We start from the raw sequence: 20330 nt of genomic DNA, 5'->3' as shown, positions 1-20330 counted from the left end.
CTCAAGTGCATTCTGAAGGTTTCGAAATGATTCCACGCCTCCAGCCGAAGGTTTCAATCCCCCTGCCCCCCGCAGGTTTCTTCCAGCGGCTTGTCGAGGCGGGGTTTTCCGGCGATATCGAAACCGGCGCGGCAAGCCGAACCGTGTTTTCGACCGACAATTCCATCTACCAGGTCGAACCGACCGGCATCCTTTTTCCGCGGGCCGTCGAAGACCTGCAGGTCGTGGCGGCCGTGCTATCGGAACCCGCCTTCCGAGGGATCGGCCTCGCGCCGCGCGGCGGCGGCACCGGCACCAACGGTCAATCGCTGACATCGGGCATTGTGCTGGACTGTTCGCGGCACATGACGTCCGTTCTCGAGATCGATCCCGTCCGAAGGATTGCGCGCGTCCAGGCGGGCGTCGTCAAGGATCAGTTGAACCGGGCATTGAAGCCCCATGGCCTCTTTTTCGCTCCCGAACTCTCCACCTCCAACCGCGCCACCATCGGCGGCATGATCTCCACCGACGCCTGCGGCCAGGGTTCCTGCCTCTACGGCAAGACCAGCAACCACGTCCTCGGATTGCGCATCGTTCTTACGGACGGGTCCGACTTTTGGTCGCGCCCGCTCGACGCGGAAGCGTTCGAGGAGATCGCCGCGCGAGAGAGCCGCGTCGGCAAGATCCACAGGGCGGTTGAACGGATCGCCCGGGAAAAACACGAGCGGATCGCCGAAATCTTCCCGAAGCTCAACCGCTATATGACCGGCTACGACCTCGCCCATGTCAGGCGCGGCGACGGACACTTCGACCTCAATGCCATACTCTGCGGCTCGGAGGGAACGCTGGCGATGATCGCCGAAGCCGAGCTTAACCTCCTGCCGATCCCCGCCCATGCGGCGCTGATCAACATCCGCTACGGCGACTTCAACACCGCCTTGGAGGATGCCCGCAACCTCGTGGCGCTGAATGTCGCCTCGGTGGAAACGGTCGACGAGAAAGTTCTCGGCCTGGCGAAAGGCGACATCGTCTGGACCGGCATTGCGCGCTTCTTTCCCGACGATCCGGACAGCACGACGAACGGCATCAATATTGCCGAAGTGCTCGCCGACGATGAAGAGGAACTCGAACGCCAGCTTGCGGAGGTGACCGCCGCGCTCGACACGGGCGCGAATGCCCGCCATGCCGGTTATACGATCGCCCGGGGTCATGCCGATGTCGAGGCGATCTGGTCGATGCGCAAGCGCGCGGTCGGCCTGCTCGGCAACGTGGAAGGGCCGGTCAGACCCGTCGCTTTCGTCGAGGATACGGCCGTGCCGCCGGAGAATCTGGCGGCCTATATTCGCGAATTCCGCGCACTTCTCGATGGCGCCGGCCTTTCCTACGGCATGTTCGGCCATGTCGATGCCGGCGTCCTGCACGTGCGGCCGGCGCTCGACCTGACCCGCGCTGATCACGTCCGGCTGGTTCGGGAAGTCAGCGACGCCGTCGTGGCGCTCACCCGCAAATATGGCGGCGTGCTCTGGGGAGAGCATGGCAAGGGCGTACGTTCGGAATATGTGCCGGAATTTTTCGGCGATCTTTATCCCAGCCTGCAGGAGATCAAGCGGGCATTCGATCCCGAGAATCGGCTCAATCCTGGCAAGATCGCGACCCCTTCCGCGGAGGGACTGACGAAGATCGACAATGTTCCGTTGCGCGGAGGCATCGATCGCATCATCGGCAACGAGATCCGCTCCGCCTTCGACAATGCCGCCTATTGCAACGGCAACGGCGCCTGCTTCGATTTCGACGAAACGAACCCGATGTGCCCCTCTTACAAGGCGACGCGCGACCGGCGCTTTTCGCCCAAGGGCCGCGCCGCGCTGATGCGGGAATGGCTGAGGCTGCTGGCCGAGAAGGGCATCGACCCCCGCCAGGAGGCGGCGCGCCTGCGGCGGAGCATTCCGTTCGCCAGCCTCGCGCGGCGCGCCTTCAATTCGCTGAACCCGGCAAATCGCGATGACTTTTCCCACGAGGTGCGCGCGGCGATGGACACGTGCCTAGCCTGCAAGGCCTGCGCGGGGCAGTGTCCGGTGAAGGTGAGCGTGCCGGCCTTCCGCTCGAAATTCCTCGAACTCTATTACGGACGCTACCTCCGCCCGCTGAAGGATCCGCTGGTCGCGGCGATCGAAACCACCCTGCCGCTCGTCCGGCGCATCCGGCCCGCCTATAATCTGGTCGTAGGCACGCGCGCCGGCAGGACGATGATGCGTGTCGCCGGGCTGACCTCCCTGCCGCATCTGCCGCGAATCTCGCTCGCCAGGGAAGCCGCCCGCCTCGGCATGCCGCTTGCGACCGCTCAAACGATCGAAGCTCTGCCGCCGCAAGAACGGCAGCGCAGCGTCGTCTTCGTCGCCGACGCCTTCACCGCCTATTTCGATCCTGACGTTGCGCTTGCCGCAATCGGGCTCGCCAGAAAAATCGGGCTCACGCCGTTCCTTGCAGCCTCCCACACCAATGGCAAAGCCCTGCATGTTCATGGCTATCTCGGACGCTTCGAGGCGGCGGCCAAGCGGACGGCCCGCTATCTCGAGCGACTGGATGAAACAGGCGTGGCGCTCGTCGGGCTCGATCCATCGATGACGCTCGCCTTTCGCAGCGAATATAAGGGGATATCGAAGGCGAATGTCCTGCTGCCGCAGGAATGGCTGGTCGCCAACCTCGATCGGCTCGCCGCCTCGCCTTCCGCTGCCGAAGGCAAAAGCTTCCGCTTGATGGCCCATTGCACCGAGCGCACCAATGCGCCCGCCTCCGTCGCACAATGGCAGAAAATATTCGAAAGCCTCGGCATCGACCTTCAGGCGGCACAAACCGGCTGTTGCGGCATGGCCGGCACCTTCGGCCACGAAGCCCGCAACCGACCGATCTCCGAACGCCTCTATGCGATGAGTTGGAAGCCCGAGCTTGATGCGGCCGGTGAAGCCTATATCCTCATGGCGACAGGATATTCGTGCCGCTCCCAGGTAAAGGAAATCGACGGCAAGCGTATCCCGCATCCGTTTCAGGTCATCAACCGGATAATTTCCGAAAAGCCGGACATCTCGTGATCATATGTGGCATGACATGTGATATGTGCTAAATTCGATCGTGGAAACCGGAGCACACAAGTGTCAATCATCACGCAACGAGGCAATCTCGCGGAAATCGTCGTTGCGAAGCTGATGGAGCGCATCGACTCCGGCCTTTATGCGCCCGGCGAGAAAATTCCGTCAAGTGCCCAGCTATGCGAGGAATTCGGCGTTTCCCGAACCGTCATTCGCGAGGCGCTCACCTCGCTCAAGGTCGGCGGCAGGGTGACCGCGCGCCAGGGCGCCGGCGTCTATGTTTCCGACAAGGATGCCAAGACTCTCAATTTCGAGATCAGCCGCATCGAGGATATTCGCTCGGCGATGCAAATCCTGGAATTGCGGCTCGGCGTCGAGATCCAGTCCGTCGCGCTTGCAGCCGCGAGGCGTACGCCAGAGGCGCTTGCCGAGATCGCCCGGGCCTACGACGCCCTCGAAAACCTGGTCACCGATGATGCCGTCGTCGAGGCGCGCGCCGATTACGAATTCCACCTTGCGATCGCCCGTGCCACCCGCAATCCGCATTTTCCGAGTTTTCTGGAAGCGGTGATGGAGAGCATCAATTTCGATCTCGTGCTCAAGCATCGGCAATCGGCGCGCGGCTACAGCGGTTATCTGAAGAAGATAAACAAGGAACATGCCGCCATTCTGGCCGCGATCACCCAGGGTGACGTCAAGGCCGCGAAGAACGCGCTGATCACCCACCTGGAAGAAAGCTTGCATCGTTACCGCACGATGCTCGACGAGCCGGCGAGCATCGACGCGGAAGATTGAAGCGCGCCGCCTGGCTTTCAGGCGGCGCATTCCCGATCATTTTCCCTGAGCAATCGCCTGCTGGCGAATCTGCGTCAGGCTCATTTTCGGCGTCAGCGCTTCCGGGTCGATTCGGATTTCGATGAGGCCGGGCTTGCCCGATGCCTCGCAGCGTTCGAAAGCGCCGGCGAAGTCCTCCGTCTTCTCCACGGTCTCGCCATGCAGGCCGTAGGACCGCGCCAGCGTGGCAAAATCCGGGTTCGTCAGGCGGGTGCCGGAAACACGGCCGGGATAGCTGCGCTCCTGATGCATGCGGATCGTTCCGTACATGCCGTTGTTGATGACGAGGAAGATCGCCCGGGCGTCATATTGCATCGCCGTTGCGAGTTCCTGGCCGTTCATCAGGAAACATCCGTCGCCGGCAAAGGCAACCACCGTGCGCGAGGGATCGGTGATCTTGGCGGCGACCGCCGCCGGCACGCCATAACCCATGGAGCCGTTGGTCGGCCCGAGCTGGGTGCGGAACGAGCGATACTGATAGAAACGATGCGCCCAGGCGGAATAATTGCCGGCGCCGGTGGTCAGGATGGCATCGGGTTTGAGATGGCCGCGCAGCCATTCCATGATGTCGCCCATCTGCACCGGACCCGGCACCTCGGGATGCTTGAGGTTTTCGAGGTAGTCGGTATGGGCAGTCCTGGTCCAATCCGTCCATACCGGTGCGACAGGCGGCTTCAGCTTTGCCGCCTGCGACAGGAAACCGGCGACACTGGCATTGATCGGCAGGCTTGCGTGATAGACCCGCCCGAGTTCTTCGGCGCCAGGATGGATGTGAACGAGTGACTGCCTCGGAACGGGAATGTCGATCAGCGTATAAGCGCCTGTCGTCATCTCCCCGAGACGGGCGCCGATCGATATCAGCAGATCGCAATCCTTGATATGCCGGATCAGCTTCGGCCCTGCGGCAAGGCCGAGATCGCCGGCATAGTTTTGATGCTCGTTGTCGAACAGATCCTGGCAACGGAAGGATGCGGCGATCGGCAGGCTGAAGGCTTCCGAAAAGGCCTTCAGATCGGCAACGGCCTGCTGCGTCCAGCCGCCGCCGCCGACGACCGCCATCGGGCGCTTGGCCTGCGAGAGAAGACCGAGCAGTTCCTCCAATTGCTGTTCGCCGGCAAAGGCTTCGACCTTTTTGTGGGGCGGTGTGTCGGCGACATCAACCATATCGGTCAGCATATCCTCGGGAAGCGCGACGACCACCGGTCCCGGCCGGCCGTTGACGGCGCGGTGGAAGGCCTGGCTGATGAGTTCGGGGATGCGGGCGGCGTCCTCGATCTCGACCACCCATTTCGCCATCTGGCCGAACATCCGGCGATAATCGATCTCCTGGAAGGCTTCGCGCTCCATCTGGTCGCGCGCCACCTGGCCGATGAACAGGATCATCGGCGTCGAATCCTGGAAAGCCGTATGCACGCCGATAGACGCATTCGTGGCGCCCGGCCCGCGGGTCACGAAACAGATGCCGGGCTTGCCGGTCATCTTGCCATAGGCTTCCGCCATATAGGCAGCCCCGCCCTCCTGCCGGCAGATGACGAATTCGATGGCCTCTTCTAGGTCGTGGAAGGCGTCGAGGGCGGCAAGATAGCTTTCACCCGGCACGCCGAACACACGATCGACGCCGTGGATGCGCAAGGCATCGACGAGCACCTGGCCGCCGCTGCGCTTTGATGTTTCGTTTCTCATCGGGTTCCCTCTCCTGTTCGTTAGATGACGGCGTCTTCGAGGAAGGGCCGGTTCACCGTCACCCGCTCGTAGCCGAATGGCGAAAGATCGAGGGTCTTGAAGCCGCCATAGGCGATCAGCTCCGAGAGACCCCGGCCCATCGCCGGCGACTGCTGCAGGCCGTGGCCTGAGAAGCCGTTTGCAAAGAGGAAATTTCCGACTTCCGTATGCGGCCCGAGGACGACATTGTGGTCGAGGGTGCAGTAGTCGTAATGGCCGGCCCAGGAGTTGACGACCTTGATCGCTTCGAAGGCCGGAACCCGGTTCGCCAGGATCGGCCAGATTTCCTCGTCGAATTCGTCATGCATGACGTCGAAATCGTTCGGGTCCACTTCCGGATCGTGTTTGGGATAGGTGCCCATCAGATAGAATTTGCCTTCCGGCCGGAAGAAAACGCCCGTGGGGTCGATCGTCAGGCCGACTTTTCCCTCGAGCGGCGTGCGGCAATCGACGACGAACAGCGAGCGCCGCCGCGGCTCGATGGGAACGTCGAGACCGGCCATCCGCGCAACCTTCTTGCCGTTGGTGCCTGAGGTATTGACCATCGTGCCGCATGCGATCGTCTGACCGCTCTTCGTCGATACGGATACGACGCGGTCTCCCTCTCTGTTGACGGAGACGACCTCGTCTTCGATGTATTCGACCCCGAGCGAGCGAGCCTTCTTGCGAAAGCCCTGCAGCAGGCCGACACTGTCGAACCAGCCCTCGCCACGCTCACCGGTGCTGCCGAGCGTCAGCCCTTCGAGATTGAGCCAGGGAAACCGCCGGCGGAGGCCGTCAGGATCGAGAAGCGTCACCTCGGCGCCGCAGGAAAGCTGGGTCTCGTGATTGCGTCTCAAGACCTGATCGCCGCGCTCGTCCTCGGCAAGGAACAGGTAACCGGCCTCGTGAAAGCCGATCTCCGGCGTGTCGTCATCGATCGCGACGTTTTCCTTGAAGTTGCGGATGAACTCCGTGCCGAATTGCGAGACCTTGACGTTGATTGCATTGGAGAACTGGTGGCGGATGGAACTGGAGGAAAGCGCGGTGGCCGAACGCTGATAGGTCCAGTCCTTCTCGATCACCAGGACCGAGCCCTTGAAGTCGGGATTGGTCGCGAGGAAGTAGGCGGCCGAACTGCCGACTACCGCGCCGCCGACGATCACCACGTCATAGGATGACTTGGATGCTTGCATCGGCGTCTCACTTCTTCTCGTCTTCGAAATGGCCGGCGGCGGCAAAGCTGCCGCCCTGGAAGCGCACGGCCGGATCGTTGGGATCGCCCTGCCGTGTCTTCGCGAAGACCTTTTCTTCGTAGTCGTCGGCGCTGTCTTCCGGCTTGTAACCGAGGGAAGCCGCCGTGCGGTTGTCCCAGAAAGCCCGGCTGTTGTCGGACATGCCATAGGCGACCATGAAGCCGACGCGTTCGGCCGACAGGCTCTTTTCGACGAGCTGGCGGCAATCGCGATAGGAGAGCCAGGTGATGAGATGGCGCCGGTCCGTCGGCTCCGGGAAGGAGGAGCCGATGCGCAGACTGACCGTCTCGATGCCGAACTTGTCGAAATAATAGCGGCCGAGGTTTTCGACGAAGGTCTTCGACACGCCGTAGAGGCTGTCGGGGCGGGTCGGCGCATTGCCGTCGATCGTCTCGGTGCGCTCGTAAAAACCGATAGCGTGAACGGAGCTGGCATAGACGATACGCTTGACGCCGTGCTGCCGGGCCGCCTCATAAATGTTGTAGCTGCCGACGATATTGGCGTTGAGAATGGTGTTCCAGGACGCTTCCAGCCCCTGGCCGCCCATATGGATGATGGCGTCGCAGCCCTCCACCGCTTTCGAGACGGCGTCGAAATCGGAAAGATCAGCCGGAACATCCTCCTCGTGCGGAGCAAGGTTTTCGCAGGGTTTGCGCGCCGACAGCCTGACGATCTTGCCGAGCCTTGTTCCGGATTCGCGCAGCTGGGTTCCGAGAGCGCCAGCCGCGCCGGTCAGAAGCGTGCGCTGATAATCGGTCATAATATTTTCCCCTTAGCGAAGTCTGGCCAGCGCATCGGCGGTGCGCTCGATGGCAATGGCGAGATTTTCGCGCGATGTTGCGAACGAAAGGCGGATATAGGGCTCGACGCCGAAAGCGGCACCGGGGACGGTGGCGACCTTCCCCTCTTTCAGGAGATAGGAGGCCAGTTCCGTATCGTTGGAAATCCGGGTGCCGTCAGGCGCCGTCCTGCCGATATAGCCGGCGCATTTGGGGAAGAGGTAGAAGGCGCCTTCGGGCGCCCGCACTTCGAGGCCCGGTATCGCGGCGAAACCCTTGGCGACAAGTTGGCCGCGCGCCTTATATTCAGCGACCGCCGTCGTGACGAAGTCTTGAGGGCCGTCGAGGGCGGCAGCGGCCGCGACCTGGGTGATGGAGGACGGGCAGGTCGTGCTCTGCGACTGGAGCTTGTTCAAGGTCTTGGTCAATTGCTTCGGACCAGCCGCATAGCCGAGGCGCCATCCCGTCATCGCATAGGCTTTCGAGACGCCGTTGATGATCAGCGTGCGCTCTTTCAGCTCCGGGCAGGCGACGGCGAAGGAGGTAAACGGCACGTCGGCGCAGACGATATGCTCGTAGATCTCGTCCGACATGATGGCGACATGGGGATGGCGCGCCAGCACCGCGCCGAGCGCCCTCAACTCGTCCGCCGTGTAGATCGCGCCCGTCGGGTTCGATGGCGAGTTGAACAGGAACCAGCGCGTCCTTGGCGTAATCGCCGCTTCGAGGCGTTCCGGCGTGATCTTGAAGGCATCCTCGACGCCGCAGGCAACGACCTTCGGCACGCCACCATGCAGGATGACGATGTCGGTGTAGGAGACCCAGTAAGGCGCCGGCACGACCACTTCGTCGCCGGGCTCCAAGGTGGCGAGGAAAGCGTTGAAGAGGATCTGCTTGGCGCCGTTGCCGATGGAGATTTCGTCCATGGCATAGTCGAGGCCGTTTTCGCGCTTGAACTTGGCGACGATTGCCTGGCGCAGTTCTGGCAGGCCGTCCGGCGCCGTATAGCGCGTGATGCCGTGCTTCATCGCCTCGATCGCAGCTTCGACGATGTGAGCGGGCGTATCGAAATCGGGCTCGCCGAGCGACAGGTCGATGACATGCTCTCCCTTGGCCCGCATTGCCTTGGCGGCCATGGAGACCGCCATGGAGGGCGAGGACTTGATCGTTGCGACACGCGTGCTTTCGAATGCAATCATATTCATGCCTTGTCTCCCTGGCTCCGGCTCCGGCCGTAAGCGCCAGCCTGTTCTTCTGTAATGTATCCATGCCTGAGATCGTGTTCGACCGCCTCGCTCGGGCGGGCGGCCGGATCGCCGTAACCGCCGCCGCCCGGAAGCGACAGAACGAGGCGGCGGCCTTCCGGCACGAATTGCAGCCCCTTGCCCTTGAGAACCGTGCCGTCATCGAGCGCAACGGCGCCGGCCGCGCCGTCCAATCCGCCATCACGGCCGCGCGCGGGATGGCCGAGCCTGTCGAACATGGCGGAGAAGCGGAAGGTGAAGCCTTCGGCCGCCTCGATTTCGATCATCTGGCCGAGACCGCCGCGTTGCGCGCCGGCACCACCCGACCCCTCCCGCAACTCCTTGCGCCAGACGATGACCGGGCCGACATTCTCCGTCGCCTCGATCGGCATCGTGTGCACGCCGCTCGGAAAGGCGGTGGCGTTCAAGCCGTCGAGGGAGGCGCGCGCACCAGTGCCGCCGGAATTGAACATCAGGATTTCCGCGCCCTTGCCGCCGATCTGGTCGGAAAGCGGGCGCACGCTCATATGCAGATTCCAGAGCGCGCTCGCACCTTCGGCCGGCACCTGGCCCGGGAGCGCCTGATGCAGCGCGCCCAAAACGAGATCCGGCACGAAATGGCCGAGGACGTGGCGCACCGCGACCGGCGCCGGCCGCTTGGCGTTGAGGATGCAGCCTTCAGGCGCCACCACGTCGAAGGGGGCGAGAGAGGCCGCATTGTTCGGAATCTCAGGCGCCACCACGCATTTGATGCCGTAGCAGGCATAGGCCTTGGCATAGACGAGCGGCACGTTGATGCCGAACTTGCTCATGCCGGAGGTGCCGTCGAAATCGACGACGATGCCCTCGGGACCGATGCTGAGCCTGGCTGCCAGATGCACCGGCTCGTCATAGCCGTCGAGATCGAGGCTGTAGCTCCAGGCGCCATGCGGAAGATTCCTCAGCCGCTCCAGCGTCGCCTCGCGGCTGTGCTTGAGGATGAAGCCGCCGATCGTCGACAGATCGGGGAGATTGAATTCCGTCAGCATATCGGCGAGCCGGCGATGACCCGTCTCGTTGCAGGCGGCGAGCGCATAGAAATCGCCGACAACCTTGTCGCTTTCGCGCACATTGTTGCGGACGATATGGATCAGCGTCCGGTTCAATTCGCCACGCTCGAAGAACTTCATGATCGGGATGAAGATGCCTTCTTCATAGACCTCGCGCGCATCCGGGCCGAAGCCTCGGCCGCCGACGTCGACGACATGGGCGGTCGAGGCGAAATACCCCACCAGCTTGCCGTGATGGAAGGAGGGGGTGACGACGGTGATGTCGTGCAGGTGACCCGTCCCCTTCCACGGATCGTTGGTGATGTAGACGTCGCCTTCGAAGATATTCTCCGGCCCGATATCGGCAATGAAATGCGCGACGGATTCCGCCATCGCATTGACGTGGCCGGGCGTACCGGTCACCGCCTGCGCCAGCATGCGGCCGTCGAGGTCGAAAACGCCGGCCGACAGATCGCCCGCCTCGCGGACGGAGGTGGAGAAGGCCGTGCGGATCAGCGTCTGCGCCTGCTCCTCGACGACGGAAATCAGCCGGTTCCACATGACCTGCATATGGATATCGATCATGGATTTGTTCATGTGACGATCCTCAGATCCGGGTTACGAGCAGGCAGCCGTCGTGCTGGACTATGGCCTTGAAGGAGGCGGTAAGGACCGCCGATGTCTCGCGCTCGACGATGACGGCGGGACCCTTGACGACGTCGCCCGGCCTCAGCGTGGTCCGCTCGTGAATGCCGGCTTCGAGATAGGCGCCCTGCGAGGCCTCGAACAGGCGGCGGGTCTTGACCGGCGGCACGACACCGCCTTCGGCGACGGAAGGGATGCGCTCGACCGGCGGCAGCGGCGAACTCGCCTTGACCGACCAACTGACGATCTCGATATCCAAACCTTCGATGGCACGACCGAAGAAGCGCTCATATTCACGCTCGAACGCGGCTGCGATCGCTTCAGCGCTCGTTGAATCGAAGTTGTCGTCAGCAAGCGGCACCGGAATGTCCCAGCCCTGCCCGGCATAGCGCATGAAGAGCGTGCGTTCGATGACCGGAGCCCCGGCGTCGAGACCGCCTTCGACGAAGCCGAGCGCTTCAGCCTTCATGGTTTCCAGCAGCCGGTTGGGCTCGGCATATTCGAAATGCGACAGGTTGAAGACGGCGCTGCGGACCGATTCATAGCCGAACGGCGCCTTGAGGAAGCCGATCGCTGAACCGACGCCGGCGCCGGGTGGCACGAGGAAGGTCGAGATCCCCATCTTTTCGCAGAGCCGCGCGGCATGCAGCGGGCCTGCGCCGCCGAAGGTGATCATGGTGAAATCGGAAATGTTCTTTCCGTTCTCGACGGTATGGACGCGGCCGGCATTTGCCATGTTCTCATCCACCATCTCGCAGGTGCCGTAGGCGGAAGCTTCCGGGTCGAGGCCGATGACTGCGCCGATAGCGTCGCTCATCGCCTTACGGCTCGCCTCGATGGAAAGCGGGATGGCGCCGCCGGCGAAATTATCAGGATCGAGCTTACCGAGGATCAGGTCCGCGTCGGTTACCGTCGGATTCTTGCCGCCGCGCTGATAACAGGCCGGCCCCGGCTCGGAGGCAGCCGAATGCGGCCCGACGCGGATCTGGCGCATGCCGTCGACCGAAGCGATCGAACCGCCGCCGGCGCCGATTTCGACCATTTCGACGACAGGGATGGAAATCGGCATGCCGGATCCCTTGCGGAAGCGATAGGTGCGCGCGACCTCGAAAGTCTTAGCTGTCTTCGGCACCTGGTTTTCGATCAGGCAGATCTTCGCGGTCGTGCCGCCCATGTCGAAGGACAGAACTGTATCGAGGCCATATTGGCGGGCGATGTCGGCCGCAAAGATCGCTCCACCCGCAGGACCCGATTCGACGAGGCGCACCGGAAATTCGGAGGCGCTCTCGACCGAAACAATCCCACCGCCGGAGTGGATCATAAAGACCGGGCAGCCGACGCCGATCTCCTTCAGCGACACGACGAGACGGTCGAGATAGGATTTGATCGCCGGCTTAACATAGGCATTGGCGCAGACCGTGTTGAAGCGCTCGAACTCGCGCATCTGCGGCGAAACTTCCGACGAGATCGAAACGGAAATACCAGGAAGCCGCTTCAGGATCGCATCGCGGACGGCAATTTCATGCGCGCCATTGGCATAGGCATGAATGAAGCCGATCGCGACACTTTCGTAGCCGCCCGCCGCAATCTTCTCGACGGCTGCGGCGACCGAGGCCTCGTCCAGATCGAGCAGGACCTTGCCGGTAGCATCGATGCGCTCGCGTATGACGAAGCGGTCGGCGCGGGCGATCAGCGCCGGCGGCAGGGAAATATTGAGATCATATTGTTCGAAACGGTTCTCGGTGCGCATCTCCAGCACATCGCGAAACCCTTCGGTCGTCACGAAAGCGGTCCTGGCGCCGCGCCGCTCGATGAGAGCGTTGGTGGCAAGCGTTGTGCCGTGGATAAGGATGCCGATCTCCGAAAGAGCGATGCCCGCCATCTCGGCGACGGATTTGACGCCCTTCAGGATCGCCCGCTCCGGCGCCGTATAATCGGTCAATATCTTCGTCGAGTGAAGCGTCCCATCGAGGTCGAGAGCGATATCCGTAAAGGTGCCGCCGATATCGACGCCCACCCGGCAGTTTCGTGGCGTGCTGCTCACCGTCTTGTTCCCCAGTTCTCACGTTTGAGTCCGCGCTCATGCGGCCCCGCATCCAGCCATTCTTCACTGTTGCCAGCGCCGCTGCAACATTTCCGCTTGACGATCCTCGTATATGTCACTTATCATATAAGTGTCAATTGGAAAAACAGTCAAAAATCTCGAAACGCGCTTTCCAAGCGTTTTTGGAGAACGCCGAATAACTGAATAAAAATAATGGCTTCGCGTGACGACGAAGGGTGAATGCGGGCCGAACCCGCATCCCGAAAGACAAGAACATCAGAGTTGCTTCAACCAGAGGGAAAGCACAATGAAATCCATCTCAACGCTTCTTACGGCGACCACGCTCGCCTCCGCCCTGCTCTTTTCCAGCGCTTTCGCAGCCGACACGATCAAGATCGGCGTCGCCGGCCCCTTTACCGGCGCCAATGCGACCTTCGGTGAGCAGGTGTTCAGCGGCGTCTCGGCCTATGTCGGCGACGTCAACGCCAATGGCGGCATCAAAGGCAAGAAGATCGAACTGGTGAAGGGCGACGACGCTTGCGAACCGAAGCAGGCAGTGGCGGTCGCCAACCGTTTCGTCGACCAGGACAAGGTCCAGGCCGTGATCGGGCATTTCTGCTCGTCCAACACCATCCCCGCGTCCGAAGTCTACAATGACGCCGGCATCCTCGAAATGACGCCCTCCTCGACCAACCCGACCGTGACCGATCGCGGCTTCGACAATCTGTTCCGCGGCTGCGGCCGTGACGACCAGCAGGCCGTGGTGGCCGGCAGCTTCATTCTGGATACGCTGAAGCGGGACAAGATCGCCCTCATCCATGACAAGGACACCTATGGCCAGGGCCTGGTGGACGCCGTCAAGAAGACGATCGAAGCGCGCGGCGTAAAGCCGGTCATGTATGAGGGTCTCACCCGCGGCGAACGCGACTTCAATGCGCTCGTCACCAAGATCAAGAGCTCCGGCGCCAACGCCGTCTATTTCGGCGGGCTCATTCCCGAAGGCGGCCCGCTGATCCGCCAGTTGAAGGAACAGGGTGTCGACGTGGCCGTCGTCAGCGGCGACGCCTTCGCCCAGGCAGAACTCGTCGCAGCCGCCGGCGGCGCTCAGAATCTGAAGAACGTCTACTATTCGGCGACACCGGATCCGCTGGCGGATCCGTCCACGCAGGGCGTCCAGGATGCGCTGAAGAAAGCCAATATTACGCCCGCCAACTACGTGCTCTACGGCTATGCCAATGCGCAGGCGGTCGTCGCCGCGCTGAAGGCCGGCGACGAGCTGAAGGCCCAAGCCGACTATCTTCGCAACAACACCGTCGATTCCGCCATCGGCAAGATCACCTGGGATGCGAAGGGCGACATCAAGGACTTCAAGTTCGTCTTCTACAATTTCGACGACAAGGGAAGCCCTGTCTTGGTGAAGTAAGGCAATTTTGCCGGATCGGCCGGACCCCAAGGTTCGGCCGGCTTATCCATCCCCGAAAACATAAGAGGGGTTCACCATGGACTTTTACATCCTGGTTCAACAATTATTCAACGGCATCACGCTCGGGACGATCTACGGCCTGATCGCGGTCGGATACACCATGGTCTACGGCGTCATCCGGATGATCAATTTCGCCCATGGCGACGTCTACATGGTATCGGCCTATATCGCCGCCATCACCCTTGCCGTGCTTGCTTATTTCGGCGTCCAGTCGGTTCCCTTCGCCTTGATATCCGTGCTGGTGATAAGCTGCGCAATCACCGCCGTTTATGGCTGGGTGATCGAGCGCGTGGCCTATCGACCGCTTCGCGGCTCGACCAAGCTTGCTCCGCTCATCTCGGCGATCGGCATCTCGCTCATGCTGCAGAGCTATGTCCAGATCGCCCAGGGCGCGCGCGACCAGGGCGTACCGACGCTGATCCAGGGAGCGTTCCGGATCGGCAACGAAACTCACTTCGCGCAGATCACCTATATGCAGACGGTCATCCTGTTCGCCTCGCTGATCGCCATGGGTTTGCTCACCTATGTGATCAACTACACGAGGATCGGCCGCGAGTGCCGCGCCACCCAGCAGAATATCCGCATCTCGGCGATCCTGGGGGTCAATACCGACCGGATCATCTCGACGGTGTTCGTCATGGGCGCAGCGACCGCCGCCGTTGGTGGAACGCTGGTCACGTTCAATTACGGGTCTTTCAACTTCTTCATCGGCTTCGTCATGGGCATCAAGGCCTTCACGGCCGCGGTTCTCGGCGGAATCGGCTCGCTGCCGGGTGCTGTGCTCGGCGGCATCGTCCTCGGCCTGACGGAGGCGCTGTTCGCCGGCTATGTCAGCACCGACTACAAGGACGTCTTCGCCTTCGCATTGCTCATCACCCTTCTGTTTTTCCGACCGTATGGCCTGCTTGGCCGTCCTGAAATCCAGAAGGTCTGAGGAGGAGCAGAAATCATGGAACCCAATCGCCTTTACACGCTCCTCAAACAAGCGCTCCTCACCTTCACGGTCTCCATCATCTTGTTCGGCCCGATCTCGGGACTGGTGCTCGACGGATTTTCGTTCACCAACGAACTGACACGGGCGCTGCTGCTCGCCGCCATTGTCACGGTGGGCCGATCGGCGCTCTCACTATTTCAGATGAGCAGCCTCGGTCGAAAGCTCAGCCTGCGCATGGCAGGCAACAGCGCCGGCGTGACCGTCATGAACGGCCAGGAACGGTCGCCGATGCTCGTCCTTGCCCTGTTGTTTGTCGCAGGGCTGAGCCTGCCGTTTTTTGCCGACAAATATTTCCTAGGCATTGCAATCCTCGCGCTGATCTACTGCCTGCTCGGCCTGGGGCTAAACATCGTCGTCGGGCTTGCCGGCCTGCTGGACCTCGGCTACGTCGCCTTCTACGCCGTCGGAGCCTATCTACTGGCGCTCGGATCGCAATATCTTGGCCTGGGATTCTGGAGCGCGCTGATCCTTGCCCCGTTCCTCGCCGGCCTTTGCGGCATGGTTCTCGCCTTTCCCGTCCTCAAGATGCATGGCGATTACCTTGCTATCGTCACGCTCGGCTTCGGTGAAATCATCCGCCTGGTGCTGAACAACTGGCTTGAGTTCACCGGCGGCCCCAACGGCGCTCCGGTTCCGCCGCCGACCTTCTTCGGCCTCGAATTCACCCGCACGGCCAAACAGGGCGGCGTGCCCATTCATGAATATCTGGGCATCCCCTACAGTGCGGATTACAAGTTCTGGTTCCTCTATTTCGTGCTGTTTCTCGTCGTCTGCTTCGTTATCTACGCGGTGGAGCGGCTGCGCGTCATACCGCTCGGCCGCATGTGGGAAGCACTGCGCGAAGACGAGATCGCCTGCCGTTCGCTCGGCGTCAATCACGTCTTCACCAAGCTCACCGCCTTCATGCTCGGCGCTTCCACCGGCGGGCTGGCCGGCGTCTTCTTCGCCGCACAACAGGGTTTCGTGAACCCGACATCCTTCACGTTTTTCGAATCCGCGCTGATCCTGGCAATCGTCGTGCTCGGCGGCCTGGGATCGACGGCAGGCGTCATCGCGGCGGCTCTGGTCCTCACCATTCTTCCCGAGCTCCTGCGCGAGTTCGCCGAATACCGGGTGCTGGTCTTCGGCATTCTGATGGTCGTCATGATGATCTGGAAGCCGCGCGGGCTGGTGCGCATCAAACGCCCGGCTTTCTTTCCGAGCACGATGGAAGAAGGCGTCGGCAGCGCACTGTCCTTCCCCAGCAAGGCGGAGGCGGGGCGATGAGCAAAACCATCCTCGACGTACAGAACGTCACGATGCGTTTCGGCGGCATCGTCGCCAACAGGAACGTCAGCTTCACCGTCGAACGCGGCGCGGTGACCGCGCTGATCGGCCCGAACGGCGCCGGCAAGACGACGATGTTCAACTGCATCACCGGCTTCTATCGCGCCAGCGACGGCCGCATCATCCTGAACGGGCGCGATGGTCCGACCGATATCGGCGAGCTGGTGACGAAACCGATCACCGGCGGCTCGCACCTCGTCAGCCGCGCCGGGATCGCCCGGACGTTCCAGAACATCCGCCTGTTCAAGGAAATGTCGGTCATCGAAAACCTTCTGGTCGCCCAGCATCTCGCAACCCGCAACAATATTCTGAGCGGGGTTTTCCGCACGCCGATGTTCCGCAAGGCCGAGAGAGAGGCAGTCGACCGCGCCTATCATTGGCTGCGGCAGATGAATCTCGCCGAAGACGCCAACCGCCTTGCCGGCGAGCTGCCCTATGGCCGACAGCGCCGCGTCGAGATCGCCCGCGCCATGTGCACGAGCCCGAGCCTCATATGCCTCGACGAACCGGCCGCCGGCCTGAACCCCTCGGAAACCCGGGATCTTGCGGAGGTCATCCATCGGCTCTGCGCCGACCACGACCAGACGGTGCTCGTCATCGAGCACGACATGGGCCTCGTCATGCGCATTTCAAACCACATCGTCGTGCTCGATCATGGCGAGGTCATCTCCGACGGCACGCCTGAACACGTCGCCAACGATCCGGCCGTCGTCGCGGCCTATCTCGGCGTCAGCGAAGAGGAGGTCCATGCATGAGCCAGCCATCCGACACGCCGGTGCCGCTTCTAGAATTCGCCGACGTTCATGCCCATTACGGTCCGATCGAAGCGCTGAAGGCCATCAACGTTCATATCTCCGCCGGTGAAATCGTCAGCCTGATCGGCGCGAACGGAGCCGGCAAGACTACGCTGCTGTCCTCCATTTTCGGCGCGCCGCGCGCCTCGTCGGGCAGGATATTGCATCGCGGCGAAGACATCTCCCGCATGCCAACCAACAGGGTTTCCCGACGCGGCATAGCGCTCGTTCCCGAGGGGCGTCAGATCTATCAGGAAATGTCGGTCGAAGAGAACATGATGATGGGCACGACGCCGATCGGCATGGCCTGGTTCGAAGAGGACCGGAACATCATGTTCGAGCTCTTCCCGCGCCTCAAGGAGCGCCGGAACCAGACCGCCGGCACGATGTCGGGTGGCGAACAGCAGATGCTCGCCATCGCCCGCGCGATGATGGCGCGGCCGGAGCTGATCCTGTTCGACGAACCGTCGCTGGGTCTGGCGCCGCTGATCGTCAAGCGAATTTTCGAAGTCCTGGGAGAGATCGCGGCGATGGGCAAGACCATCTTTCTCGTCGAGCAGAACGCCAACCATGCGCTGAAGCTCTCTCAGCGCGCCTATGTCATGGTCAACGGCCGCATCCATCTCTCGGGCGACAGCGCCTCGCTTCTCGACAACCAAGACGTCCGCAAAGCCTATCTCGGACTGCACTGAACGGAAGACCTTCATGCTGCACAAGAACCTGATTGCCGGGGAATGGGTTGCAGGCGATATCTCGCTGAACATCAACCCGTCCAACACCAATGACATTGTCGGCGAATTCTCCCGCGCCAGCGCAGATGACGTCAGGACGGCCATCGCGGCCGCAAAGTCGGCTTTGCCGGTCTGGTCGCAATCGCCGATCCTGGCACGCCATGCCATCCTGAAGAAGACCGGCGACGAGATATTGGCGCGCAAGGAGGAGCTTGGAAGCCTGCTTGCCCGCGAGGAGGGCAAGACCCTGACCGAGGCAATCGGCGAAGTCACCCGCGCCGGCCAGATTTTCGATTTCTTCGCCGGCGAGGTTCTCCGCCTGTCGGGAGAAGCGCTGCCATCGGTCCGCCCCGGCGTCGGCATCGATATCACGCGCGAACCGGCGGGCGTCGTCGGGGTCATCACCCCGTGGAATTTCCCGATCGCGATTCCTGCCTGGAAGATCGCGCCCGCACTTGCTTATGGCAATACGGTCGTGCTGAAACCTGCCGATCTCGTGCCCGGCTGCGCTTGGTCCCTCGTCGAAATCCTCCATCGGGCGGGCACACCCGCCGGCGTCGTCAACCTCGTCATGGGACGCGGCAGCGTGGTCGGCCAGGCCATGCTCGACAGTCCCGATATCAATGCGCTCACCTTCACCGGATCAGCGGCGACCGGAAAACGCGTCGCGCTTGCCTCGATAGAGCATAACCGCAAGTTCCAGCTGGAGATGGGCGGCAAGAACCCATTCGTGGTGCTCGACGATGCCGATCTCGACGTCGCCGTCGAGGCAGCTGCCAATTCGTCCTTCTTCTCCACCGGCCAGCGCTGCACGGCATCCTCGCGGCTGATCGTGACCGAAGGTATTCACGACCGCTTCGTGGCGGCGCTTTCGAAACGCCTCGAGGGTCTTGTGGTCGACGATGCGCTGATGAGCGGCACGCATATCGGTCCGGTCGTCGATCAAAGCCAGCTGAAACAAGACATCGACTATATCGACATCGGCCGAAACGAAGGCGCAAGGCTCGCCTTCGGCGGCAACAGGCTGGAGCGGGCAGCACCCGGCTTCTATCTCGAACCGGCGCTCTTCACCGAAGCGACCAACCAGATGCGGATCGCGCGGGAGGAAATCTTCGGCCCGGTTGCCGCCGTCATCCGGGTGAAGGATTATGACGAAGCACTCGCTGTCGCAAACGACACAAGCTTCGGCCTGTCTTCCGGCATCGCCACCACAAGCCTGAAATATGCGACGCATTTCAAGCGCAATGCCGAAGCCGGCATGGTCATGGTCAACCTGCCGACGGCCGGCGTCGACTTCCACGTGCCGTTCGGCGGCCGCAAGGGCTCGTCCTTCGGCCCCCGCGAACAGGGCCGGTACGCCGCGGAATTCTACACCTCGGTCAAGACAGCCTATACATTTGCGTAAGGAAGGACACCATGAAGATTCTCGTGCCCGTCAAGCGCGTCGTCGACTACAACGTGAAGATCCGTGTGAAGCCGGATGGTTCCGGTGTCGAGCTTGCCAATGTGAAGATGTCGATGAACCCGTTCGACGAGATCTCGGTGGAAGAGGCGCTGCGGCTGAAAGAAGCCGGCAAGGCCGAGGAAGTGGTGGTCGTGTCGATCGGCCCTGCCAAGGCCGAGGAGACGCTGCGCACGGCACTCGCCATGGGTGCCGACCGGGCGATCCTGGTCGAGACCGATGATGCGGTCGAACCACTGGCGGTCGCCAAGATCCTCAAGGGTGTCGCCGATGCCGAACAGCCGGGTCTGATCATCGTCGGCAAGCAGGCGATCGACGATGACAGCAACCAGACCGGCCAGATGCTGGCCGCACTTCTGGGGTCTGCCCAGGCGACCTTCGCCTCGAAGATCGAGATCGGCGACGGCAAGGCTGAGGTCACCCGCGAGGTCGACGGCGGCCTGCAGACCATCGAGATCAAGCTGCCGGCGGTAATCACATCGGATCTGCGTCTCAACGAACCGCGTTATGCCTCGCTGCCGAACATCATGAAGGCGAAGAAGAAGCCGCTCGACAAGAAGAGCCCTGATGATTTCGGCGTCTCCACCACGCCGCGGCTGAAGGTGCTGAAGACCGAGGAACCCAGTGGCCGCAAGGCCGGCGTCAAGGTCAAGTCGGTCGCCGAACTGGTCGACAGACTGAAGAACGAAGCCGGCGTGCTTTAAGGCAGGAAAGAGAGAACACCATCATGACCATTCTTCTTCTGGCCGACCATGACAATGTCAGCCTTTCCGACCAGACCGCCAAGGCGCTGACGGCAGCAAGCCAGATCGGCTCCGATATCCACATCCTCGTCGCCGGCAAGGGCGCCAAGACTGCGGCCGATGCCGCTGCCAAGCTCGCCGGCGTCTCCAAGGTGCTGCTGGCCGAAAGCGACGCGCTTGCCAACAATCTGGCCGAACCGC

General features: G+C 62.1%; 15 protein-coding genes and 1 pseudogene. 10 read left to right on the top strand and 6 right to left on the bottom strand.

The features are described from left to right. Positions 1 to 26: 26 nt before the first annotated feature. Positions 27 to 3068, top strand: a complete 3042-nt coding sequence (ydiJ, locus tag OS035_RS03585; protein WP_331813381.1) for a D-2-hydroxyglutarate dehydrogenase YdiJ — start codon at positions 27 to 29, stop codon at positions 3066 to 3068. Between the two features lie 60 nt (positions 3069 to 3128). Next, the gene (locus OS035_RS03580; protein WP_097628120.1) at positions 3129 to 3860 is read left to right on the top strand and encodes a FadR/GntR family transcriptional regulator; all 732 of its coding nucleotides are present in this window, start codon (positions 3129 to 3131) and stop codon (positions 3858 to 3860) included. A 36-nt stretch (positions 3861 to 3896) separates the two neighbouring features. On the opposite strand, the gene OS035_RS03575 is transcribed toward OS035_RS03580, so the two are convergent. The 6 genes from OS035_RS03575 to OS035_RS03550 are packed head-to-tail and all read right to left on the bottom strand — an operon-like array spanning position 3897 to position 12596. Beyond that, the gene (locus OS035_RS03575; protein WP_331813380.1) at positions 3897 to 5582 is read right to left on the bottom strand and encodes a thiamine pyrophosphate-binding protein; all 1686 of its coding nucleotides are present in this window, start codon (positions 5580 to 5582) and stop codon (positions 3897 to 3899) included. A 20-nt stretch (positions 5583 to 5602) separates the two neighbouring features. Beyond that, entirely contained in the window at positions 5603 to 6796 is a 1194-nt protein-coding gene (locus OS035_RS03570; protein ID WP_183853973.1) for an NAD(P)/FAD-dependent oxidoreductase, read from the bottom strand. A gap of 7 nt (positions 6797 to 6803) precedes the next feature. After that, the gene (locus tag OS035_RS03565; protein WP_097628123.1) at positions 6804 to 7616 is read right to left on the bottom strand and encodes an NAD-dependent epimerase/dehydratase family protein; all 813 of its coding nucleotides are present in this window, start codon (positions 7614 to 7616) and stop codon (positions 6804 to 6806) included. Positions 7617 to 7628: 12 nt separating this feature from the next. Beyond that, positions 7629 to 8840, bottom strand: a complete 1212-nt coding sequence (locus tag OS035_RS03560; RefSeq protein ID WP_165503869.1) for a pyridoxal phosphate-dependent aminotransferase — start codon at positions 8838 to 8840, stop codon at positions 7629 to 7631. After that, positions 8837 to 10504, bottom strand: a complete 1668-nt coding sequence (locus tag OS035_RS03555; RefSeq protein ID WP_131710465.1) for a hydantoinase B/oxoprolinase family protein — start codon at positions 10502 to 10504, stop codon at positions 8837 to 8839. The genes OS035_RS03560 and OS035_RS03555 overlap by 4 nt, the downstream gene beginning before the upstream one ends. A gap of 10 nt (positions 10505 to 10514) precedes the next feature. After that, entirely contained in the window at positions 10515 to 12596 is a 2082-nt protein-coding gene (locus OS035_RS03550) for a hydantoinase/oxoprolinase family protein (RefSeq protein ID WP_331813379.1), read from the bottom strand. Between the two features lie 307 nt (positions 12597 to 12903). Between OS035_RS03550 and OS035_RS03545 the strand changes: the two genes are divergently transcribed. From OS035_RS03545 to OS035_RS03510, 8 genes and pseudogenes are all read left to right on the top strand, one after another. After that, a complete protein-coding gene (locus tag OS035_RS03545; RefSeq protein WP_097628127.1) occupies positions 12904 to 14019 on the top strand; it encodes an ABC transporter substrate-binding protein in 1116 nt (371 codons plus the stop codon). Between the two features lie 76 nt (positions 14020 to 14095). Further along, on the top strand, positions 14096 to 15013 hold the full coding sequence (locus tag OS035_RS03540; RefSeq protein WP_097628128.1) for an ABC transporter permease subunit: 918 nt from the start codon (positions 14096 to 14098) through the stop codon (positions 15011 to 15013). Between the two features lie 15 nt (positions 15014 to 15028). Next, on the top strand, positions 15029 to 16339 hold the full coding sequence (gene livM / locus OS035_RS03535; protein ID WP_131710462.1) for a high-affinity branched-chain amino acid ABC transporter permease LivM: 1311 nt from the start codon (positions 15029 to 15031) through the stop codon (positions 16337 to 16339). After that, positions 16336 to 17154 carry an ABC transporter ATP-binding protein gene (locus OS035_RS03530; RefSeq protein ID WP_331813378.1) on the top strand — a complete coding sequence of 273 codons (819 nt, stop codon included), beginning with the start codon at positions 16336 to 16338 and terminating at the stop codon, positions 17152 to 17154. Before livM ends, OS035_RS03530 begins: the two co-directional genes overlap by 4 nt. Beyond that, positions 17151 to 17885, top strand: coding sequence for an ABC transporter ATP-binding protein (locus tag OS035_RS03525; protein WP_331813377.1), 735 nt, complete (start codon positions 17151 to 17153; stop codon positions 17883 to 17885). The genes OS035_RS03530 and OS035_RS03525 overlap by 4 nt, the downstream gene beginning before the upstream one ends. Positions 17886 to 17898: 13 nt before the next feature. Continuing rightward, complete coding sequence (locus tag OS035_RS03520; RefSeq protein ID WP_331813376.1) at positions 17899 to 19329, top strand: aldehyde dehydrogenase family protein; 1431 nt, start codon at positions 17899 to 17901, stop codon at positions 19327 to 19329. A gap of 11 nt (positions 19330 to 19340) precedes the next feature. Next, positions 19341 to 20090 carry an electron transfer flavoprotein subunit beta/FixA family protein gene (locus OS035_RS03515; protein ID WP_331813375.1) on the top strand — a complete coding sequence of 250 codons (750 nt, stop codon included), beginning with the start codon at positions 19341 to 19343 and terminating at the stop codon, positions 20088 to 20090. 23 nt (positions 20091 to 20113) lie between these two features. After that, a pseudogene (locus tag OS035_RS03510) lies at positions 20114 to 20330 on the top strand (electron transfer flavoprotein subunit alpha/FixB family protein); the annotation flags it as partial.

Origin of the sequence: Rhizobium sp. 268 (assembly GCF_036571585.1) — a bacterium.
Classification (GTDB): domain Bacteria; phylum Pseudomonadota; class Alphaproteobacteria; order Rhizobiales; family Rhizobiaceae; genus Rhizobium; species Rhizobium redzepovicii.
This window is presented reverse-complemented; position numbering and strand designations above follow the sequence as displayed.